This is a genomic window from Rhodococcus sp. IEGM 1305, from assembly GCF_030058635.1.
GTDB classification, from domain to species: domain Bacteria; phylum Actinomycetota; class Actinomycetes; order Mycobacteriales; family Mycobacteriaceae; genus Rhodococcus_F; species Rhodococcus_F opacus_D.
This window is the reverse complement of the sequence record NZ_JASHKX010000024.1, coordinates 1-18,501: the sequence shown is the minus strand read 5'-3', so window position 1 is coordinate 18,501 and position 18,501 is coordinate 1. Positions and strand designations below refer to the sequence as shown.

Here is an 18,501-nt window from a genome sequence, read left to right as displayed (position 1 = left end):
CCTTGGTGGAGTCGAAGGTCTTCACGTACGAGATCCAGGTCCGGTGGGGTGACTCCGACCGGCTGGGTCACGTCAACAACACCCGCTTCGTCGAGTACATGCAGGAAGCACGTGTGCATTTCCTGTCGTCGGAGCTGGAGTCGGTGGGTGCCCGGGCGGGCGCCACGGTGGTGCGCAAGATGGACGTGGAGTTCCTGCGTCCCGTCACCGATGCCTCCGGTCCGCTGACGATCGACGTGTCGGTGCTCCATGTCGGCACTTCGTCGTACACGATCCGGCACGTCGTCACGAACCGCGACGGGGTTCGCTGCGCGACGGGCGACGCCCTGATGGTGGCGTTCGACGCGAAGGCCGAACGTTCGCGTCCGCTCTCCGAGGCGGAACGGGACGCGCTCGAGCGGTACCTCGCGCCGGTGACCACCGGCTGACGGATCCGGCGCGCGCGGTGCCCGAAGTTCACCCTCTGTTCCCATCGCCGCGGGCTAGTCTCGAGAGAGTTGCCCGCGGCGATCGGAACGAAGAGGAAGTGAGCCCCGATGACGGAATCGGCAGCACTGAAAGATGCGGAGTGGGCGCGGAATCTGCCCGAAGGTCTCCGGTCTCAGGTGCCGACTCTCGCAGCCGTGTATTTCCGTCACGTCGATCGCGGTGACAGCGAGAGCGCCGTCAACGGCGCCTCCGGGGCCGTGCTCGGCGCACATCTGACACTTGCCCTGCATCGTCCGCCGGAGCGCGCGGTCACCCGGGTCTACCGCCCGGGTGACGGGCGCGAACTCGGTGCGTCCCTGCAGATCGTGACGGACGACATGCCGCTGCTCGTCGAATCGATCACCGCGCTGCTGAACCGCCTGGGCATCGGGATCAGCGAATTCGTGCATCCCATCGTCTCGGTCCGGCGCGATCCGATCGGTGCGCTGCGCGGAATCCTCATGGGAGACAAGGCCAAGGATGCCGACGAGGGCAGCCTCGCCGAGTCGTGGATTCACGTCCAACTCGATCCACGTGCCGACTCCGCGGTTCTCGACACACTCGAGAAGGAAGTGGGCACCGTCCTCGCCGACGTGCGCCAGGTGGTCCGGGACACCGACATCATGCGCAAGCTCGAGCGGACACTCGCCGACGAACTCGAGACGTCCACACCGTGTCCCGGCGTGTCGAAGGACGACCTGGAGGACTGTGCCGATCTGCTGCGGTGGATGTCGCAGGGCAACTATGCGGCCCTCGGCTACCGCCGCTTCGAACTGGGGGAGCCGGACAGTTCCGGCGCCCGCAGCCTGCAGGTGGTGCCGGGCAGCGGTCTCGGACTGCTGCGCTCCGACACGGTCACCGAAGGCCCGCTGAGTCTGCCGCCGGCCGCCGAGATCCCCGACCGTCCCCTGCTCGTGCTCACGCAGGGCTCGTTCCCCGCGACCGTGCACCGCTCGGTCTACCCGTTCTTCGTCGGCGTGAGCATTCTCGATGAGAACGGCAACATCACCGGTGAGCACCGGTTCCTCGGGGTCTTCACGGTCACGGCGCTGCACGAGAACGTCCTCGACATTCCCGTGATCGCTCGCCGGGTGCGCAAGGTGATCGACCGTGCGGGGTTCCAGTTGAACTCGTATTCGGGGCAGGCGATGCTGGAGGTCATCCAGTCGTTCCCGCGTACCGAGCTGTTCTCGAGCGACGCCGACACACTGTTCGACACGGTGACCGCCGTGCACAGCATCGGGCTCCGGCGTCAGGTGCGTCTGTTCGTGCGCGAGGATTTCCTCGGGCGATTCGTCTCCTGCCTGATCTATCTGCCCCGCGACCGGTACACCACCCGGGTCCGGCTCGCGATGCAGGACATCCTGCTGCGGGAATTCGGCGGCGGCACTTTGGAATACACCGCGCGCGTCACCGAGTCCGACCTGGCGTTGCTGCACGTGACGATCCGCAAGAGCGCCGAACAGATGGGGTCGCGGCTCGACCTCTCGGACGCCGACCGCGAACGGGTCCAGGCCATGCTGGCCGAGGCGAGCCGCAGCTGGGACGACCATCTCGGCGACCTCCTCCCGGTGACCACAGGTGTGGATCCCGTTCTGGCGCAGCGTTATGCCGCCGTCCTGCCCGAGGGGTACAAGGAGGATTTCGACGCCACACGCGCGTTGTCGGATCTCGCGAGGCTGGAGGCGCTCGAAGACGGTTCCATCGATCTGCTGCTCTACCGCGATCCCGGGGCGGAGGTCGGGCACTGGCGATTCACCCTGTACGTGGGCGGGGACGGTATTTCGCTGAGCCAGGTGCTTCCGGTGCTACAGAGCCTGGGTGTGGAGGTGCTCGACGAACGGCCCTATCTGATTCCGCGGCCGGACGGGTTGACGTGCTGGATCTACGATTTCGGGTTGTCGGTGCCCGCGGAGTTGCTCCGCTCCTCGGTGGAGGACGACCTGGATGCCGAACTCGCGGCCGAGGAGGCGTCCGCTGCCGCACCGAAGCTTCAGGAACGGTTCACGGATGCCTTCACCGCGGTCTGGTTCGGGCGGGCGGAGGCCGACCGGTTCAACGAGCTGATCCTGCGGGCGGGAGTGTCGTGGCGGCAGGCCGTGATCCTGCGGACGTATGCAAAGTACCTGCGTCAGGCGGGTTTTCCGTACAGTCAGTTCCACATCGAGGGGGTTGCGCTGGCGAATCCCCGTTCGGCGTACACACTCGTCGAGTTGTTCGAGGCGATGTTCGATCCGGAGACGCCCTCACCCGATCTGGTGTCCGAACTCGACACCCGTCTGCGGGAGTACATCGACGCCGTGGTCAGCCTCGACGCGGACCGCATCCTGCGCGGTTTGTTCGGGCTGATCAAGTCGACGCTGCGCACCAACTATTTCGTCGTCGGCGAGACCGGGGAGCCGCCCACGTACCTGTCGATCAAGCTCGATCCGACGTCGATCCAGGAACTGCCGAAGCCCCGCCCGAAGTACGAGATCTTCGTGTACTCACCCGACGTCGAGGGTGTGCACCTGCGGTTCGGGTCCGTCGCCCGCGGCGGGCTGCGCTGGTCGGACCGGCGTGAGGATTTCCGCACCGAGATCCTGGGGTTGGCGAAGGCCCAGGCCGTGAAGAACGCGGTGATCGTCCCGGTCGGTGCAAAGGGCGGCTTCGTCGTCAAGAATCCGCCGACACCCTCGGGGGACGCGGCGACCGACCGCGCCGCCGCTCTCGAGGCGGGCCAGGACTGCTACCGCACCTTCATCTGCGGGCTCCTGGACCTCACCGACAACGTCGATCAGGTGTCGGGGGAGATCGTGCCCCCGGCCCGGGTGGTGCGGCGCGACGGCGACGACCGGTATCTCGTCGTGGCCGCGGACAAGGGCACCGCGAAATTCTCCGACCTCGCCAATTCTGTTGCGGAGCAGTACAAATTCTGGCTCGGCGACGCGTTCGCGTCGGGCGGGTCGGCCGGGTACGACCACAAGGGGATGGGCATCACCGCGCGCGGTGCCTGGGAGAGCGTGAAACGGCACTTCCGGGAAATGGGGGTCGACACCCAGACCCAGGACTTCGCCGCGGTCGGTGTCGGCGACATGAGCGGCGACGTGTTCGGAAACGGCATGCTCCTGAGCCGGCACATCCGGCTGGTGGCGGCGTTCGACCACCGGCACATCTTCCTCGACCCCGATCCGGACCCCGCCAGGTCCTTCGCGGAGCGGTCCCGGATGTTCGCGCTGCCCCGGTCGTCGTGGGCCGACTACGACACCAGCATCATCAGCGAGGGCGGGGGAGTGTGGGACCGGACCCGCAAATCGGTCCCGATCAGTGCCGCCGCGCGTGCCGCGCTCGGACTCGACGACGCCGTTACCGAACTCTCCCCGCCGGAACTGGTCCGGGCGATCCTGCGTGCCCCGGTGGATCTGCTGTGGAACGGCGGCATCGGCACGTACGTCAAGGCGTCCACCGAGACCAATGCGATGGTGGGCGACAAGAGCAACGACTCCGTGCGCGTCGACGGCAACGAGGTGCGGGCGAAGGTGGTCGGCGAGGGCGGCAACCTCGGGGTGACGGCGCTCGGCCGGATCGAGTACAGCCAGAACGGCGGCCGGATCAACACCGACGCCATCGACAACTCCGCGGGCGTCGACTGCTCCGATCACGAGGTGAACATCAAGATCCTGCTGGACTCGCTGGTGAGCAGCGGCGGACTGCCGCGGGAGGAACGCAATCCGCTGCTGGCGTCGATGACCGACGAGGTCGCCCAACTCGTGCTCGCGAACAACATCGCGCAGAACAATCTCCTCGGTGTCTCCCGGACCAGCGCGGCACCGATGCTGAGCGTGCATCGCCGGCAGATCGAGCACCTGGCGTCGCGTCGCGGACTCGACCGGAAGCTCGAGGCCCTGCCCACCGACGAGGAGATCGCCCGACGCAGGCAGGCCGGACAGGGACTGACGTCTCCGGAACTCGCGACCCTCACCGCGCACGTGAAGCTCACGCTCAAGGACGACCTCCTCGCGACGGACCTGCCCGACAGCGAGACGTTCGCGCCGCGGCTGCCGCGGTACTTCCCGACGGTGTTGCGCAAGCGGTTCCGCACGGCGATCAAGGCGCATCCTCTGCGCAGGCAGATCGTGGCGACGATGCTCGCGAACGAGACCATCGACAACGGCGGCATCACGTTCGCGTACCGGTTGGCGGACGAGGCGGGTGCGAGCAGCACCGACGCCATCCGCGCCTACGCGGCGGTCACCGAGATCTTTGCCCTGCCCGAGCTGTGGTCGAGGATCCGGTCGGCGGACATCGCGGCGGACATCGAGGACGACCTGATTCTCGAGTCCGGCCGGGTTCTCGACCGCGCGTCCCGCTGGTTCCTGACCAATCGGCCTCAGCCCCTTGCCGTGGGCGCCGAGATCGCCCGGTACTCGGCCGACTTCCGTGCACTCTCGCCGAGGGTGCCGCAGCTCGTGCGGGGGCATCAGCTCGCCGACGTGGAGGCGCGGGCGCGGCCGCTCGTCGTCCGCGGCGCGCCCGAGGACCTCGCGTTCGAGGTGTTCCGGCTTCTGGACAAGTTCTGTCTGCTCGACATCAGCGACATCGCCGACATCGCCGAACGCGACATCGACGAGGTCGCCGAGCTGTACTACGAGCTTGACGCGCACCTCGGCATCGACTGGCTGCTGAGCGCCGTGTCCACTCTCGCGCGGGGTGACCGCTGGCATTCGCTGGCCCGCCTCGCGTTGCGCGACGACCTCTACAGTTCGCTGCGTCAGCTCACGATGGAGGTGCTCCTGGGTGGTGAACCTCACGAGACGCCGCAGGAGAAGATCGACGACTGGGAGTCGACGAACGCGTCCCGGCTGGCCAGGGCGAGGTCCGCTCTCACCGAAATATTCGAGTCTGGGACCCTTGATCTCGCGACGCTCTCGGTGGCGGCGCGTCAGGTACGCAGCATGGTGCGAGGTATGGGCACCCGATCGGAGGTATGACGTTGAGAGAGGGTTTTCACGCGGAGGTCGAAGTTCGATGGTCGGACATGGACGTCTTCCAGCACATCAACCACGCACGGATGGTGACGTTGCTGGAGGAGGCGCGGATTCCCTGGCTGTTCGAGGACGACCGTCCGACCGTCACGTTGCGTGACGGCGCGGTCATCGCGGACCTCCATGTGCGCTACCGCGGGCAACTCCGGCACAGCGATTCACCGCTCGACGTCCTGATGTGGGTGGAAAAGGTGCGCGCCGTCGATTTCACGATCAACTACGAGGTACGCCCGAAGGGCGTCGACGTTTCGGTCGCGCCGTCCATCATCGCGTCGACGCAGATCGCGGCGTTCGACATCGACACCCAGCGCCTGCGCAGAATCACCGACGTCGAGCGGGCGTACCTGGAGAGCTGGCAGCGTGTATGAGCGCGTCCTGTCGATCCCGGACGCCACGGAGCGCGGTGATCTCGCCACGTTCCTCACCCGGGTGGTCCGGTTGGACGAGTCGACGGTGGTGCGTCTGCGTCAACGCGGACCCGGCCGGCTGACGATCTGGGCGGCGACCGGTTTCGACGCGCTGGCGGTGCGCACGGTCGCGGGGACCATCACCCCCGACGACACGTCGGCTGCCGGCGACCAACTGCTCGCCGCTCTCGAAGCCGCGACCGCAGCCGACATCGATCCGGGGTTCTCGATGGATTCGGCGTGGCGGGGCGCGCTGCCTCCGACGGAGGGCTTCGTTCACGTCGACGACGTCCCGGCGCGTGTCCTCGTCGACCTCGCGCAGCGCGGTGCGGCCCTGGCGCAGGAGCACGGCAGCGGCCACGGCCCGCCCGCATCGCTCCTCGACCAGGAAGTCCTGCAGGTGGCGGGCGCGGAGCACACGGTCGGCATCCCGATGCGGGTGGTGTTCGCTCTCACCGCGATGGGGTTCGTTCCGCACGCGGGCTCGGATCGGCTGACCGCCGACATCGACCTCGAGCGCATCGACGCCTCCGAACTGGTCCGGGTTCGTGCCACCGCGTCGTGGCTGCGGGTGGACGCCCGGTTCGGGTCGATCTACCGGCACCGCGGTGGGGGGATTCCGTTGACGGTCGCGCGGTAGCGCGCCGTCAGCCGGACCGCAGCGTGCTGGTGGCCAGCACGGCGAGCGACGCGACGACGGCCGCCATGCCGAGCCCCGCGACCAGGGTCAGCTGCTCGCCGAGCACCGCGGTCCCGAGCAGTGCCGCGACCACCGGTTCGGTGAGGGTCAGCGTCGCGACCGTCGCGGGTGGCAGCCGCCGCAGACCGGCGGCGAACAGGAGATACGCCAGCACGGTCGGGACGATCGCCAGATACACGGCGGCCGCAGCGCCCGCTCCGGTGTCGAGGCCGCCGGGCCAGGTCGCGACGAGCACGGGGATCAGGAACAGTCCACCGAGACCGAACATCTGTCCCATCGCCGCCTCGGGGCTCGCACCCGCTGCGAGCAGAGACGACCCGGCAACCGTGTAGGCGGCGTATCCGAGACCGGCGATCAGCGCAGGCAATGCACCCGCGAGGATCCCGGACGAGTCGGAGCCGCCGGTCGTGCCCGCCACGATCAACGCCATGCCGGCGACGGCGATGACGGTGGACACGGCCCACACCGGGCCGGGGCGGTGCCGGTGCACCGCCCATTGCAGCGCGCCGGTGAACGCGGGTCCCGATCCCAGCGCGATCATGGTTCCTGCGGCCACCCCGGCGCTCTGCACGCCAGTGAAGAATCCGAGTTGGTACGCCGCGACCCCGATCCCGCCCCACACGGCGGACGCATAGCGGCGAATCCCGGAGCCGTCACCGAACCCGAGTCCGCCGCGCAGCGCCGCGAACGCCGCGAGGAGCGCGCCCGCGGCCACGACCCGGGCCGAGCCGACGGCCAGCGGGTCGAGGTCGTATCCGAGGGAGCGGGATGCGAGGGCCTGCGCGGTTCCCGTGGTGGCGAACAGGATCGATGCGGCGACGACCGCCGCAACTGCGGGAGTGCGGGTCAGATGAGCCACGCAGCCGCGTTCGGTGGGAGCTGCCCCTCGACGAGCGGCGCGCTGCTGAGCAGCACCTCACCGGGTGGCAGCGAGATCGGCGCGTCGGTGGCGTTGAGGGCGCAGATCAGCCCGCCGCGCCTGCGGAAGGCGAAGCAGCCCGCGGGGCTCCCGTACCAGTCGACCCCGGGACCGGAGAACTCCGGACGCAGCGAGCGCAGTTCGAGTGCGGCCCGGTACAGCGACAGCGTCGACGTGACGTCCTCGAGTTGCGCCTCGACGGTGAGGTCCGCCCACTCGGGGGGCATCGGCAGCCAGGGCTCGCCGGTGCTGAACCCGAACGGTGGTTCGGTGCCCTCCCACGGCACGGGCACCCGGCAGCCGTCGCGGCCGCGTTCGGTGTGACCGGACCGTTCCCACACCGGATCCTGCAACGCCGAATCGGGGAGGTCGACGTTGGGCAGGCCGAGTTCGGCACCGTTGTACAGGAACGCCGCACCCGGCAACGCCAGTTCGACGAGGATCATGGCCCGGGCGCGTGCCGTGCCGATCTCGCCGCCGCCGTACCGGGTGACTTCCCGTTCGACGTCGTGGTTCGACAGGGTCCAGGTGGGTGTCCCGCCCACCTGGTCGACGGCGGTCAGGGAGTTCTCGATCGCCTCCCGCACCGTCTCCGCCGAGAATTCGGCCTCGGCCAGCCGGAAGTTGAACCCGAGGTGCAGTTCGTCGGGCCGGATGTACTCGCCGAAGCGTTCGTTGTCGCGAACCCAGATCTCCCCGACGGCCATCGTGCCCGGGTACTCGTCGAGCACCTTGCGGATGCCGCGGTGGATGTCGTGGACCGCGGGGTTGTCGAACCGCGGATCGTCATCCGAGTTCTGCAGCAGTTCGTTGGCGGACCAGTCATGGTCCGGCAGACCTTCCGGCTTGGCCATGCCGTGCGCGACGTCGATGCGGAATCCGTCGACGCCGCGGTCCAGCCAGAACCGGAGCGTCTTCGTGAGGTCGTCGACGACCTCCGGGTTGTCCCAGTTCAGGTCGGGCTGCTCCGCCGCGAAGATGTGCAGGTACCACTGGCCGGGCTTGCCGTCGGCCTCGGTGATCCGCGTCCACGCCGGCCCGCCGAAGATGCTCGGCCAGTTGTTGGGCGGCTCCGCGCCGTCCTCACCGCGACCGTCGCGGAAGATGTACCGGTCCCGTTCGGGACTGCCGGGCGGCGACGCCAGGGCGGCGCGGAACCATTCGTGTTCGACGCTGGTGTGATTGGGCACCAGATCCATCGTCACCTTGATCTGCCGCGCGTGCGCGGCCTCGATCAGCTCGTCCATGGTCGCGAGGTCACCGAACAGCGGGTCGATGTCACGGGGATCGGACACGTCGTAACCGTGATCGGCCATGGGGGAGCGCATGACCGGGCTCAGCCAGAGGGCGTCGACACCGAGCAGTTCGAGGTATCCCAGCTTGTCCCGCACTCCGTGGAGGTCGCCGACACCGTCACCGTTCGCGTCGGCGAACGAGCGGGGATAGATCTGGTAGAAGACGGCGTCGGACCACCAGGGTGCCGGCTGCGTGTCGTCGGCGGACGTTTCGGCGGGAGTGCTCACAAACGCCCATCGTGCCAAACGATCGCCCGCACCACGACTCGACCGGCGTAATCGGCGCGGGGCGGTTTCAGAAGGCGGAGTTCACCATCGACGCGGCGGCCATGTCCATGTACTCGGTGAGAGCCTTGCGGTGGGCGTCGTCGAGGGTGCCGGAGTCGATCGACGCGATGGCCGTGTGCATGCACCGCAGCCAGGCGTCCCGCTCGATCGGGCCGATCTTGAACGGCTGGTGACGCAGCCGCAGTCGTGGGTGGCCGCGCTCGTCCGAATAGGTGTGCGGTCCGCCCCAGTACTGCTCGAGGAACATCCGCATCCGGCGCTCGGCCGGACCCAGATCTTCCTCGGGGTAGAGGGGCCGCACGATGTCGTCCTTGGCGACTTCCTCGTAGAAGCGCGCGGTGAGTTTGCGGAACGTCTCCGCTCCGCCCACCGCCTCGTAGAAGGTCTGCTGCACGTCAGTCATGGCGCCTTCCATTGTGCACGTGCGGGCGCGAACGGTCTTCGTCACCGTCTGTTCACCGAATGTCCTGCATTTTTGTCGGAAATGGACGTGCACGAGCTGGCAATTCATGGTGCACTTGGTGGCAATCTCCCGGAGGTCGCATGAAGAATCGACACAGCGCCCGCGCGCACCGACAACTCGTGCCCACTGATGCCCGGAGTGCCGGGGTTTCAGGGGCGTTTGCTTTACAAGTGATCACCGAAGGCTCCGCGCACAGCGCAGAGCCTTCTTTCCCGGGCGAGAATGCGGTTCCGCTCTGGATCAAGCGCCGGGTGCTTCTTCTGAATGTCACCTACGAGCCGCTCACCGCCCTTCCTGCCCGCCGCGCCGTGGTGTTGATGACCTGCGGTAAGGCCGATACCGTCCACGAGGATCCCCAGGCCCCGGTCGTCCACTCCGAGCAGTGGGCCGTGCAGGTGCCGTCCGTGATCCGCCTCCGGAACTATGTGCGCGTGCCGTATCGCGCCCGCGTTCCGATGACCCGCGCAGCCCTCATGCACCGGGACCGGTTCCGATGCGCCTATTGCGGCGCCAAGGCCGAGACCGTCGATCACGTGGTTCCCCGCAGTCGCGGCGGCGAGCATTCGTGGGAGAACTGCGTGGCCTGCTGTGCGCCCTGCAACCACCGCAAAGCGGACAAGTTGCTGAGCGAACTCGGCTGGACGCTCCGGGCGTCTCTGGTGCCTCCGTCGGGGCCGCACTGGCGACTGCTGGCGTCCACCAAGGACCTCCACCCGTCGTGGATGCCCTACCTCGGTGAAGGTGCCGCCTGAGCGTTCCGCGCGTCCCCTTCGCGAAGTTCGGCCCTGACGCGTCCCCTCGCACGGTTCTGGGCTACCGTTTGCGTTGTGAGCATTCTCGAGACAGTGCTGATATTCGTAGGAATTCCGGCGTTGATCACCGCCTTCTTCGCGGGGATGTCGTTCGTCGGCAAGAAGACGCCGGGCCCCGTGCCGCCCGCGTTCCACCTCGGTGAGGAATGGACGCACGCGCCGGTGCTGTGGAGCGCCGTCGACGAGGTGACCACGCACGGTCATCACGGCGGACACCACGGCGCGCACGCCGGTTCGGCAGACCTGATTGGAGGCTCGGCAAGTGGCAAGTGGTGACCTGATTCCCGCGTCCGCGGTATCCGCGGACAATCTGCCTGTCGGCAGCGTCGTGACCTCCAGTGGTCGCATCTCGGGCGTGCACCGTGTCGGTGAGCCGTTCACCGACGACCTGCCGTTCACGACGGACGAACTCGTCCGCCTCGACGATGCCCTCACCGAAGGCACCCGCAAGACGAAGGTGCGCTTCAACGCGTACATCGGTGACCTCGGCGCCGACACCGCAGCCGGCGCCGACGCGCTGTTCCCGACGACGCCCGAGGCGGAACGGTCCGTGCTCATCGCGGTCTCGCCCAACCAGCGGACGGTCGAGATCCGCAGCGGCCGGGCCGTGGCCAACCGGGTCACCGACCGGGTCGCCCAGCTCGGTGCCACCGCCGCCGTGTCCTCGTTCGGCGACGGCGACCTCATCGACGGTCTCGTGAGTGCCATCCGCGTGATGAGCGCGGCAATCGCCTCGCCGTAAACCTGCACAGATCAGCGTCCGCGCGGCCCGATCCGGCTCAGTCCTCCTGAACCGGATCGGGCCGTCGGTGTCTCACCGGGTGCCGACGACGCGGTCGGCGCTCTCGAGTGTCCGCCGGACGGCGTCGATGCCGAGTTCCATCATCCGCGCGGTCCGGTCCGCGAGACTCGCGGGCAGGATGTCCGCGATCCAGATGAACACGGTCGCGCCGTTGCCGTCGTCGCTCACCTGGGCGGACGCATGGTGATGCCGGTAGGGGCCGTCGACGATCGACCAGGCCGGTCGGCGCGCGTCCTCGTCGCACGAGACGAGACGCTCCCGGACTGTCGGTGGTCGATGCGAACATATGTTCGTGTCCGATTCGCCGCGCCCGCGCATCTCGAGTGGCGCCGAGGCGACCATCCTGCACGCCGACCTCGATGCGTTCTACGCCTCGGTGGAGCAGCGGGACGACCCCGGTTTGCGGGGTCGTCCGGTGATCGTCGGCGGCGGCGTCGTGCTGGCAGCGAGCTACGAGGCGAAGGCGTACGGGGTGCGCACGGCCAGCAGCGGTGCGCAGGCGCTGCGCCTGTGCCCGCACGCCGTTGTGGTGCGGCCACGGATGTCGGCGTACGCGGCCGCGAGCAAGGCGGTGTTCGAGGTCTTCGGCCGGACGACGCCCCTGGTCGAGGGACTGTCGATCGACGAGGCCTTCCTCGACGTCGCCGGTCTCCGCAAGATCGCGGGCGCACCGGTCGACATCGCGGCACGCCTGCGCCGCGACGTGCGGGAGCAGGTGGGGCTGCCGATCACCGTCGGGGTCGCGCGAACGAAGTTCCTCGCCAAGGTCGCCAGCGCCGTGGGCAAACCCGACGGCCTGTTGCACGTGCCGCCGGACCGCGAGATCGAGTTCCTCCATCCGCTGCCGGTCGAACGGCTGTGGGGTGTCGGGGCGGTGACGTCGGTCAAGCTCCGCGACGCCGGGATCGGCACCGTCGGCCAGCTCGCCCACTATCCCGAAGAGCTGCTCGTGTCCATCGTCGGACCCGCGGCGGGCCACCACCTCCACGCGCTCGCCTGGGCACGCGACCCGCGGCCCGTGCAGGTGGGGCGCAGGCGGAGATCCGTCGGCGCGCAGCACGCCCTGGGGCGCAGACCGAAGTCGAGGGAGGACGTGGACGCCGCTCTGGTGACGTTGGTCGACCGGGTAGCGGGCAGGCTGCGCCGCGGCAAGCGGGTGGGGCGCACGGTGGTGCTCCGGCTGCGGTTCGACGACTACACCCGGGTCACGCGTTCGCACACTCTCGCGCAGCCGTCGGCTCAGACGCAGACGATCCTCACCACGGCCCGGGGCCTGCTGAGCACCGCGTGGCCGATGATCGAATCCGAGGGCATCACCCTGGTGGGGATCGCGGTCGCCAACCTCGAGGACGACTGCCCGCAACAGCTCGCCCTGCCCTTCGACCCGTACACGAGCAGTTCCCTCGACAGCACACTCGACAGCCTCCGCGACCGCTTCGGCTCCTCGGCGGTCACCCGCGCGGTGCTGCTGGGCCGGGATCAGGGTGTGAGTGTGCCGATCCTGCCGGACTAGGCCGGCAGGATCGGCCACCGATCAGCTCGCGTCGAACTTCCGGGCCGCGAGCGACCGGACGATGCCGGCGCGGCCCTCGACCACCAGGCGACGCAGGGCGGGCGGGTGGTCGCCGGCCAGGAACTCGTCGGCTGCCGCCACGGACTCCTCGCTGATCGACCACGACGGGTACAGGCCCACGACGACGGTCTGCGCGACCTCGCTCGAACGCCGCTCCCACACCGCGGGGATGTCCGCGAAGTAGCGGGTCACGTACGGTGCGAGGATCTCGGACTGCCCGTGACCGGCGAAAGCGCCGATGATCGAGCGGGCGGTGATGTTCGGCACGGAGTCGTCGCCGACCACCCGGTTCCAGGCCTGTTCCTTCACCGCGGCCTGCGGGCGGACGGTGGCCGCCGCGGCGGCGTTGCGAGCGCCTGCCGCGGTGGGATCGCGTTCGGCTTCGGCGTCGATGAACGGCGTCTCGATGCCCTCGGCGTCGATCTCACCGGCCCCGGCGAGCGCGGTGACGAGACGCCAGCGCAGGTCCGTGTCGACGACGAGGCCCGGCAGCCCGACCGTTTCGGGTGCGGCGTCGAGCAGTTCCTGCAGGACCTCGGTGTGCCATGCCGACAGCTGCGCGCCCGCCAGCGCGTTGACGAACGCCAGCTGGTGATCCGAACCCGACTCGGCTTCCCGTGCCAGTTCGAGGAGCCGGTTCGCGAAGTCCGGCCAGCCGTGTTCCTTGGCCCACTCGGGTTCGGCGTAGCTGTGCAGCGCGGTCTGGGCCTGCATCAGCAGTCGCTGGACGACGCCGACCTCGGTTTCGGCACCGATGCCGCGCTGCACGAGGGCGACGAAGTCTCGCGCCTTGAGTTCGGCCTGACGCGTCATCTCCCAGGCCGCCGACCACACCAGGGTGCGGGGGAGCGGCTCGTCGATGTCGCCGATCCGGTCGATGGCGGTGGCAAGCGAGTCGGGATCGAGCCGCAGCGAGCAGTACGTGAGGTCGTCGTCGTTGACGAGGATCAGCTGCCCGCGTTCGACACCGACGAGGTCGGTGACGTCGGTGCGTTCGGTGGCGTCGAGGTCGAGTTCCACCCGCTTCGTGCGCACGAGCTTGCCGGCCCGGTCGTCGTACACGCCGACGGCGATGCGGTGCACCCGTCGCTCACCGGCACCGGGTGCGGCGCCGGACTGCAGAACGGCGAACCGGGTGAACTTGCCGTCCGCGTCGACGTCGAATTCGGGACGCAGGATGTTGAGCCCGGTGGTCTTGAGCCACTGGGCTCCCCAGTCGGACAGGTCGCGGCCCGAGGACTTCTCGAGTGCACCGAGGAGGTCGTCGAACGTGGCGTTGTCGAAGGCGTGGTCGCGGAAGTAGTCCCGCAGGCCGGACAGGAAGGGGTCGAGCCCGACGTACGCGACGAGCTGCTTGAGGACGGAGGCGCCCTTCGCGTACGTGATGCCGTCGAAGTTCACCTCGACCGCGGCGAGGTCCGGGATGTCGGCGGCGATGGGGTGGGTGGACGGCAGCTGATCCTGCCGGTACGCCCAGGACTTCTCGACGTTGGCGAACGTGGTCCAGGCGTTGGTGTATTCGGTGGCCTCGCTCTGGCAGAGCACGGAGGCGAACGTCGCGAAGGACTCGTTGAGCCACAGGTCGTCCCACCAGCGCATGGTGACGAGGTCGCCGAACCACATGTGCGCCATCTCGTGCAGCACGGTCTCGGCGCGCCGCTCGTACGACGCCCGGGTCACCTTGGACCGGAAGACGTAGTCCTCGAGGAACGTCACGGCGCCGGCGTTCTCCATTGCGCCCGCATTGAATTCGGGAACGAACAGCTGGTCGTACTTCCCGAACGCGTAGGGGGTGCCGAAATTGCGGTGGTAGAACGCGAAGCCCTGCTTGGTTTCCGTGAACAGGCGCTCGGAATCCATGTGTTTCCCGAGCGAGGCGCGGCAGTAGATCGCGAGGGGAATGTCGCCGTGCTCGTCGGAGTAGTTGCCGGTCCACTCCGCGTACGGGCCGGCGATGAGCGCGACGAGGTAGGTGCTCATCTTCGGTGTGGTGCGGAAGATGTGACGGCCGGGTTCCGGCGCCACCGTCTCGACGGTCGCGGAGTTGGAGATCACCTTCCAGTCGGCGGGGGACGTGACGTGCACGTCGAACGTCGCCTTCAGGTCGGGCTGGTCGAAGCAGGCGAACATGCGCTTGGCGTCGGCGGTCTCGAACTGCGAGTACAGGTACACCGCGTCGTCGGTCGGGTCCACGAAGCGGTGTAGCCCTTCACCGGTGTGCGAGTACGCGCAGTCCGCCTCGACCACCAGTTCGTTGCGTTCCGCGAGATCGGTGAGTGTGATGCCGGTGGACTCGTCGTAGTTCGACACGTCGACGGGGGAGCCGTTCAGCGTGGCCGAATGCACACGGGCCGCGACGATGTCGACGAACGTGGACGCGCCGGGGGTGGCCCCGAACGTGACGGTGGTGCGAGAGGAGAACGTCTCGACTCCGGGCTGAATTGTCGTCTCGACTCCGGGCTGACCTGTCCCGTCGGTGAGGTCGAGTTCGATCAGGTAGTTGTCGACGGTCAGCAGTCCGGCTCGTTCGGCTGCCTGTTCGCGGGTCAGGTTCGGTGGGGCCACAGAGGTCTCCTCGTGATCGGCGGCGGTGCTCGTACTCGATGCTGCCATCCCATCACGAGTGGGAGCGGGGTGTTAACCGGACAGGTCGGTCAACGGCACCCCGGGGTCGGCCAAGCGGTCGGGATCGACCGGGGCGGACGAGGACACCAGTTGCTTGATCTGATCGGTGACATCCCAGATGTTGACGTTCATGCCGGCGAGGACGTGGTTGTCCGCGTCGAGCCAGAAGGCCAGGAACTCGCGTGCGGCGAAATCGCCACGCACGACCACCCGGTCGTACGAATCGTGCGGGGCGTACCCCACGTACTCCATGCCCAGATCGAACTGGTCGGTGAAGAAGTAGGGCAGGTTCCCGTATTCGGCCGCGTGCCCGAGCATGGTGGCGGCGGCCACGGACGGCTGGTTGAGCGCATTAGCCCAGTGCTCGACCCGGATTCGGGTGCCGAGCTGCGGATGCCACTGCGCGGCGATATCGCCCACCGCGACGACGTCGGGGTCGCTGGTCTGCAACCCGGCGTCGACGAGAACGCCGCCGTCGACGTCGAGTCCGGCCCGCTCCGCGATCTCGATATTGGGTGCCGCGCCGACGGCGACGAGGACCGCGTCGGCGGGCAGGACGGTGCCGTCGCCCAGCCGAACCCCGGTGGCCTTGCCGTCGTCGACGACGATCTCCTCGACCGTGGCGCCGAGGTGCAGTTGAACGCCGTGCTCGCGGTGGAGTTCGGCGAAGACCGAGCCGATCTCGGGGCCGAGGGAGCCGAGCAGCGGAACTTCGGCGGCTTCCACCACCGTCACGTCGGCGCCCTTCTCCCGTGCGGAGGCCCCCACCTCGAGGCCGATCCAGCCGGCGCCGATCACCACGAGTCGTCGGCCACCGGCGACCGCCTCGATGAGCTTGTCCGATTCGTCGATGGTGCGGAGGTAGTGGACGCCCTCGGCGTCGGACCCGGAGATCGGTGGGCGGCGCGAGCGCGAACCGGTGGCGAGGGCGAGCTTGTCGTAGCCCAGGGTGGAACCGTCCGGCAGCGTCACGGTGTGGGCGGCGAGGTCGAGGGCGGTGGCGGTGGTGCCGAGCCGCAGATCCACGTGATGGTCGCGGTACCAGTCGCCGTGATGGACGGTGAAGTCGCCGAGAGTTTTCTTGCCTGCGAAGTGTTCCTTCGACAGCGGAGGTCGCTCGTAGGGAAGATGTTCCTCCTCCGACAGGAGGATGATCGAACCGTCGAAATCCTTGTCACGCAATGCTTCTGCCGTTTTTGCTCCGGCGAGGCCGCCGCCGACGACGACGAACGTGCGAGTGGAGGACATGTGAGGATGCTCCCTTCCGGTCGACCACTCTCGACCCTACTGCCGCGAGCCGGGTCTCCGGGAAGGATTCCCGGCAGGGAGGTGTTGACTGGACGGGAATGTGTACATCACCGAGAAGGAGCATCACGTGAGTGCTGGGACGAACGCCGGGACCGCCAAGGACGTCGCTGATTTCTGGTTCGACCCACTGTGCCCGTGGTGCTGGATCACGTCGCGATGGATCCTCGAGGCCACGCAGGTGCGCGACCTGCAGGCGAACTTCCATGTGATGAGCCTGGCCGTTCTCAACGAGGGCCGGGATCTGCCGGAGGAATACCGCGAGCTCATGACCAAGGCGTGGGGGCCGGTGCGGGTGCTGATCGCGGCCGCGCAGAAGCACGGTGACGAGATCCTGCTGCCGTTGTACACGGCGATGGGCACGCTCATCCACAACGAGGGCAACAAGGACTTCGGCGACGTGATCGTCAAGTCGCTCGCCGAGGTCGGGCTGCCGGCCGAACTGGCCGAGGCCGCCGAATCGGAGGAGTACGACGCCGCACTGCGCGAGAGTCACGCCGCAGGCATGGATGCCGTCGGACCGGACGTCGGAACCCCGACGATCCACGTCAACGGTGTCGCGTTCTTCGGCCCGGTCCTGTCGCGCATTCCCCGCGGCGAGGACGCGGGGAAGGTGTGGGACGGTGCGGTCGCACTGGCCGGCTACCCGCATTTCTTCGAGCTCAAGCGCACCCGGACCGAGGACCCCCAGTTCGACTGAGCCCCGCCCCGATCCTGGGCACGGTCACCGAGTGACGGGCCCGGCCGGGTCGGCCGCGTACTGCAGTTGCTGCGGATCGCGGTAGATCTGGCCGGGTTTCACGAACAGGTGACCGTGCCGGGTCCTGTTCCGCAGGGCGGCGGCGCGCCAGGTCAGCACCGGATGTCCCGACAGCAGATTCACGAACCACGGAAAGAACCCGCGTTCGGTGGTGGCCCGGTCGGCGAGTTCGTCGAAGCCGACGATGCTCACGAGATATTTGCCGGCGCCGAGAACGCCCATCGCGCCGCGGGCGCCCTGGGGCCGGACGCAGTAGCCGTGGTTGTCCGCGGTGTATTCCATCGAACGGAACAGCGCCGACCCGACGACGGGAATGTAGTTGGCGGCGAACTGTCCCAGTTGCCGCCAGTAGGAGGCGTGACCGGCCGCGATGTGACCGACCTCGTGGCCGATGATGAAGGCGAGGGCATCGGGCTCGCGGGCCTCGCCGCCGATCTCGAACAGGTCGCTGTACACCACGACGAAGCGGCGGAAGCCGTGTCCGGACGCGAACGCGTTGATCCGGCCGTTCCCGAGCACGACGTACGCGTCGGGTGGTTCGGTCATCCCGAACCGTGCGGCCGCCTCGGCCACCATCCGGTACCCGTCGGGGAACTGGGTGGGTGTCATCTTGATCCCGTTCACCTGCTGCGAGCCGTAGAGCTGGCCGCGGCCGACGGCGATGAGGATCGGCGCGACCAGCACGATGAGCACCCACGTGGACACCACGCCGAGGAAGAGCGCCGCGATCGCCGCCACGTAGGCGACGACGGTGAGAACGATGGCCACCACGAGCAGCGGGATCTCCCACGAGTGCCGGGCGGGCCGGTCGTTCGGCATGAGGCCCGGCAACGGGACCGGAGGATTCCATCCCGTCCCGACGCCCCACTGGTGCTGCGCGGAGACCGGCCGATGTCCCGGATACGACTGTCCCCAGTTCTGTCCGTTGTCGGGATACATGCTGATCACGATAAGCGTCCCGGGCCCCTGACACGATTCGCGACGACGCCTGACAGAATCACCAGTCATGCGCGTATACCTGGGTGCCGACCATGCCGGATTCGAACGTAAGAACGAGATC

Annotated in this window: 16 protein-coding genes; 9 read left to right on the top strand and 7 right to left on the bottom strand. The window is 68.3% G+C overall.

Translation table 11 applies throughout. The features are described 5' to 3' along the window. The first annotated feature begins 2 nt into the window (after window positions 1-2). The 4 genes from QM693_RS26130 (at window position 3) to QM693_RS26115 (ending at window position 6,539) form a co-directional block, all read left to right on the top strand. Window positions 3-428, top strand: coding sequence for an acyl-CoA thioesterase (locus QM693_RS26130; RefSeq protein ID WP_280782332.1), 426 nt, complete (start codon window positions 3-5; stop codon window positions 426-428). Between the two features lie 108 nt (window positions 429-536). Then, window positions 537-5,438, top strand: coding sequence for an NAD-glutamate dehydrogenase (locus tag QM693_RS26125; protein ID WP_283353785.1), 4,902 nt, complete (start codon window positions 537-539; stop codon window positions 5,436-5,438). Then, on the top strand, window positions 5,435-5,860 hold the full coding sequence (locus tag QM693_RS26120; RefSeq protein ID WP_283333570.1) for an acyl-CoA thioesterase: 426 nt from the start codon (window positions 5,435-5,437) through the stop codon (window positions 5,858-5,860). The genes QM693_RS26125 and QM693_RS26120 overlap by 4 nt, the downstream gene beginning before the upstream one ends. Then, window positions 5,853-6,539: a DUF8010 domain-containing protein gene (locus QM693_RS26115; RefSeq protein ID WP_283353784.1), complete on the top strand. Its 687-nt coding sequence runs from the start codon at window positions 5,853-5,855 to the stop codon at window positions 6,537-6,539. The genes QM693_RS26120 and QM693_RS26115 overlap by 8 nt, the downstream gene beginning before the upstream one ends. 7 nt (window positions 6,540-6,546) lie before the next feature. Here the strand turns inward: QM693_RS26115 and QM693_RS26110 are convergent, their stop codons facing one another. From QM693_RS26110 to QM693_RS26100, 3 genes are all read right to left on the bottom strand, one after another. Continuing rightward, on the bottom strand, window positions 6,547-7,458 hold the full coding sequence (locus QM693_RS26110; protein WP_283333572.1) for a DMT family transporter: 912 nt from the start codon (window positions 7,456-7,458) through the stop codon (window positions 6,547-6,549). Continuing rightward, window positions 7,446-9,041, bottom strand: a complete 1,596-nt coding sequence (locus QM693_RS26105; protein WP_283333573.1) for a glycoside hydrolase family 13 protein — start codon at window positions 9,039-9,041, stop codon at window positions 7,446-7,448. The genes QM693_RS26110 and QM693_RS26105 overlap by 13 nt, the downstream gene beginning before the upstream one ends. 67 nt (window positions 9,042-9,108) lie before the next feature. Continuing rightward, on the bottom strand, window positions 9,109-9,504 hold the full coding sequence (locus QM693_RS26100; RefSeq protein WP_029537133.1) for a globin: 396 nt from the start codon (window positions 9,502-9,504) through the stop codon (window positions 9,109-9,111). Window positions 9,505-9,644: 140 nt separating this feature from the next. Between QM693_RS26100 and QM693_RS26095 the strand changes: the two genes are divergently transcribed. From QM693_RS26095 to QM693_RS26085, 3 genes are all read left to right on the top strand, one after another. After that, a complete protein-coding gene (locus QM693_RS26095; protein WP_198602110.1) occupies window positions 9,645-10,316 on the top strand; it encodes an HNH endonuclease in 672 nt (223 codons plus the stop codon). Between the two features lie 75 nt (window positions 10,317-10,391). Then, window positions 10,392-10,652: an aa3-type cytochrome oxidase subunit CtaJ gene (ctaJ, locus tag QM693_RS26090; RefSeq protein WP_005248217.1), complete on the top strand. Its 261-nt coding sequence runs from the start codon at window positions 10,392-10,394 to the stop codon at window positions 10,650-10,652. Further along, window positions 10,639-11,118, top strand: coding sequence for a DUF5130 family protein (locus QM693_RS26085; RefSeq protein WP_005264322.1), 480 nt, complete (start codon window positions 10,639-10,641; stop codon window positions 11,116-11,118). Before ctaJ ends, QM693_RS26085 begins: the two co-directional genes overlap by 14 nt. Before the next feature lie 72 nt (window positions 11,119-11,190). On the opposite strand, the gene QM693_RS26080 is transcribed toward QM693_RS26085, so the two are convergent. Beyond that, entirely contained in the window at window positions 11,191-11,346 is a 156-nt protein-coding gene (locus QM693_RS26080; protein WP_283353783.1) for a hypothetical protein, read from the bottom strand. A gap of 118 nt (window positions 11,347-11,464) precedes the next feature. Here QM693_RS26080 and dinB point away from each other — a divergent pair, with 118 nt between their 5' ends. Continuing rightward, window positions 11,465-12,691 carry a DNA polymerase IV gene (dinB, locus tag QM693_RS26075; protein ID WP_283353782.1) on the top strand — a complete coding sequence of 409 codons (1,227 nt, stop codon included), beginning with the start codon at window positions 11,465-11,467 and terminating at the stop codon, window positions 12,689-12,691. 21 nt (window positions 12,692-12,712) lie between these two features. Here dinB and pepN read toward each other — a convergent pair whose 3' ends face one another. Continuing rightward, a complete protein-coding gene (gene pepN / locus QM693_RS26070) occupies window positions 12,713-15,316 on the bottom strand; it encodes an aminopeptidase N (protein ID WP_283353781.1) in 2,604 nt (867 codons plus the stop codon). 72 nt (window positions 15,317-15,388) lie between these two features. Continuing rightward, the gene (locus QM693_RS26065; RefSeq protein WP_283353780.1) at window positions 15,389-16,624 is read right to left on the bottom strand and encodes an NAD(P)/FAD-dependent oxidoreductase; all 1,236 of its coding nucleotides are present in this window, start codon (window positions 16,622-16,624) and stop codon (window positions 15,389-15,391) included. A 127-nt stretch (window positions 16,625-16,751) separates the two neighbouring features. Here QM693_RS26065 and QM693_RS26060 point away from each other — a divergent pair, with 127 nt between their 5' ends. After that, window positions 16,752-17,381 carry a DsbA family protein gene (locus QM693_RS26060; protein WP_283333577.1) on the top strand — a complete coding sequence of 210 codons (630 nt, stop codon included), beginning with the start codon at window positions 16,752-16,754 and terminating at the stop codon, window positions 17,379-17,381. 24 nt (window positions 17,382-17,405) lie between these two features. On the opposite strand, the gene QM693_RS26055 is transcribed toward QM693_RS26060, so the two are convergent. Continuing rightward, window positions 17,406-18,380, bottom strand: coding sequence for a M48 family metallopeptidase (locus tag QM693_RS26055; protein WP_105417194.1), 975 nt, complete (start codon window positions 18,378-18,380; stop codon window positions 17,406-17,408). Between the last annotated feature and the right edge of the window lie 121 nt (window positions 18,381-18,501).

What these genes read in the sequence shown, in the direction of transcription:
- QM693_RS26125 (WP_283353785.1), top strand. Translation starts at nt 537, where the DNA reads ATGACGGAATCGGCAGCACTGAAAGATGCGGAGTGGGCGCGGAATCTG.
- QM693_RS26120 (WP_283333570.1), top strand. Translation starts at nt 5,435, where the DNA reads ATGACGTTGAGAGAGGGTTTTCACGCGGAGGTCGAAGTTCGATGGTCG.
- QM693_RS26100 (WP_029537133.1), bottom strand. Translation starts at nt 9,504, where the DNA reads ATGACTGACGTGCAGCAGACCTTCTACGAGGCGGTGGGCGGAGCGGAG.
- QM693_RS26095 (WP_198602110.1), top strand. Translation starts at nt 9,645, where the DNA reads ATGAAGAATCGACACAGCGCCCGCGCGCACCGACAACTCGTGCCCACT.
- dinB (WP_283353782.1), top strand. Translation starts at nt 11,465, where the DNA reads ATGTTCGTGTCCGATTCGCCGCGCCCGCGCATCTCGAGTGGCGCCGAG.
- QM693_RS26065 (WP_283353780.1), bottom strand. Translation starts at nt 16,624, where the DNA reads ATGTCCTCCACTCGCACGTTCGTCGTCGTCGGCGGCGGCCTCGCCGGA.
- QM693_RS26055 (WP_105417194.1), bottom strand. Translation starts at nt 18,380, where the DNA reads ATGTATCCCGACAACGGACAGAACTGGGGACAGTCGTATCCGGGACAT.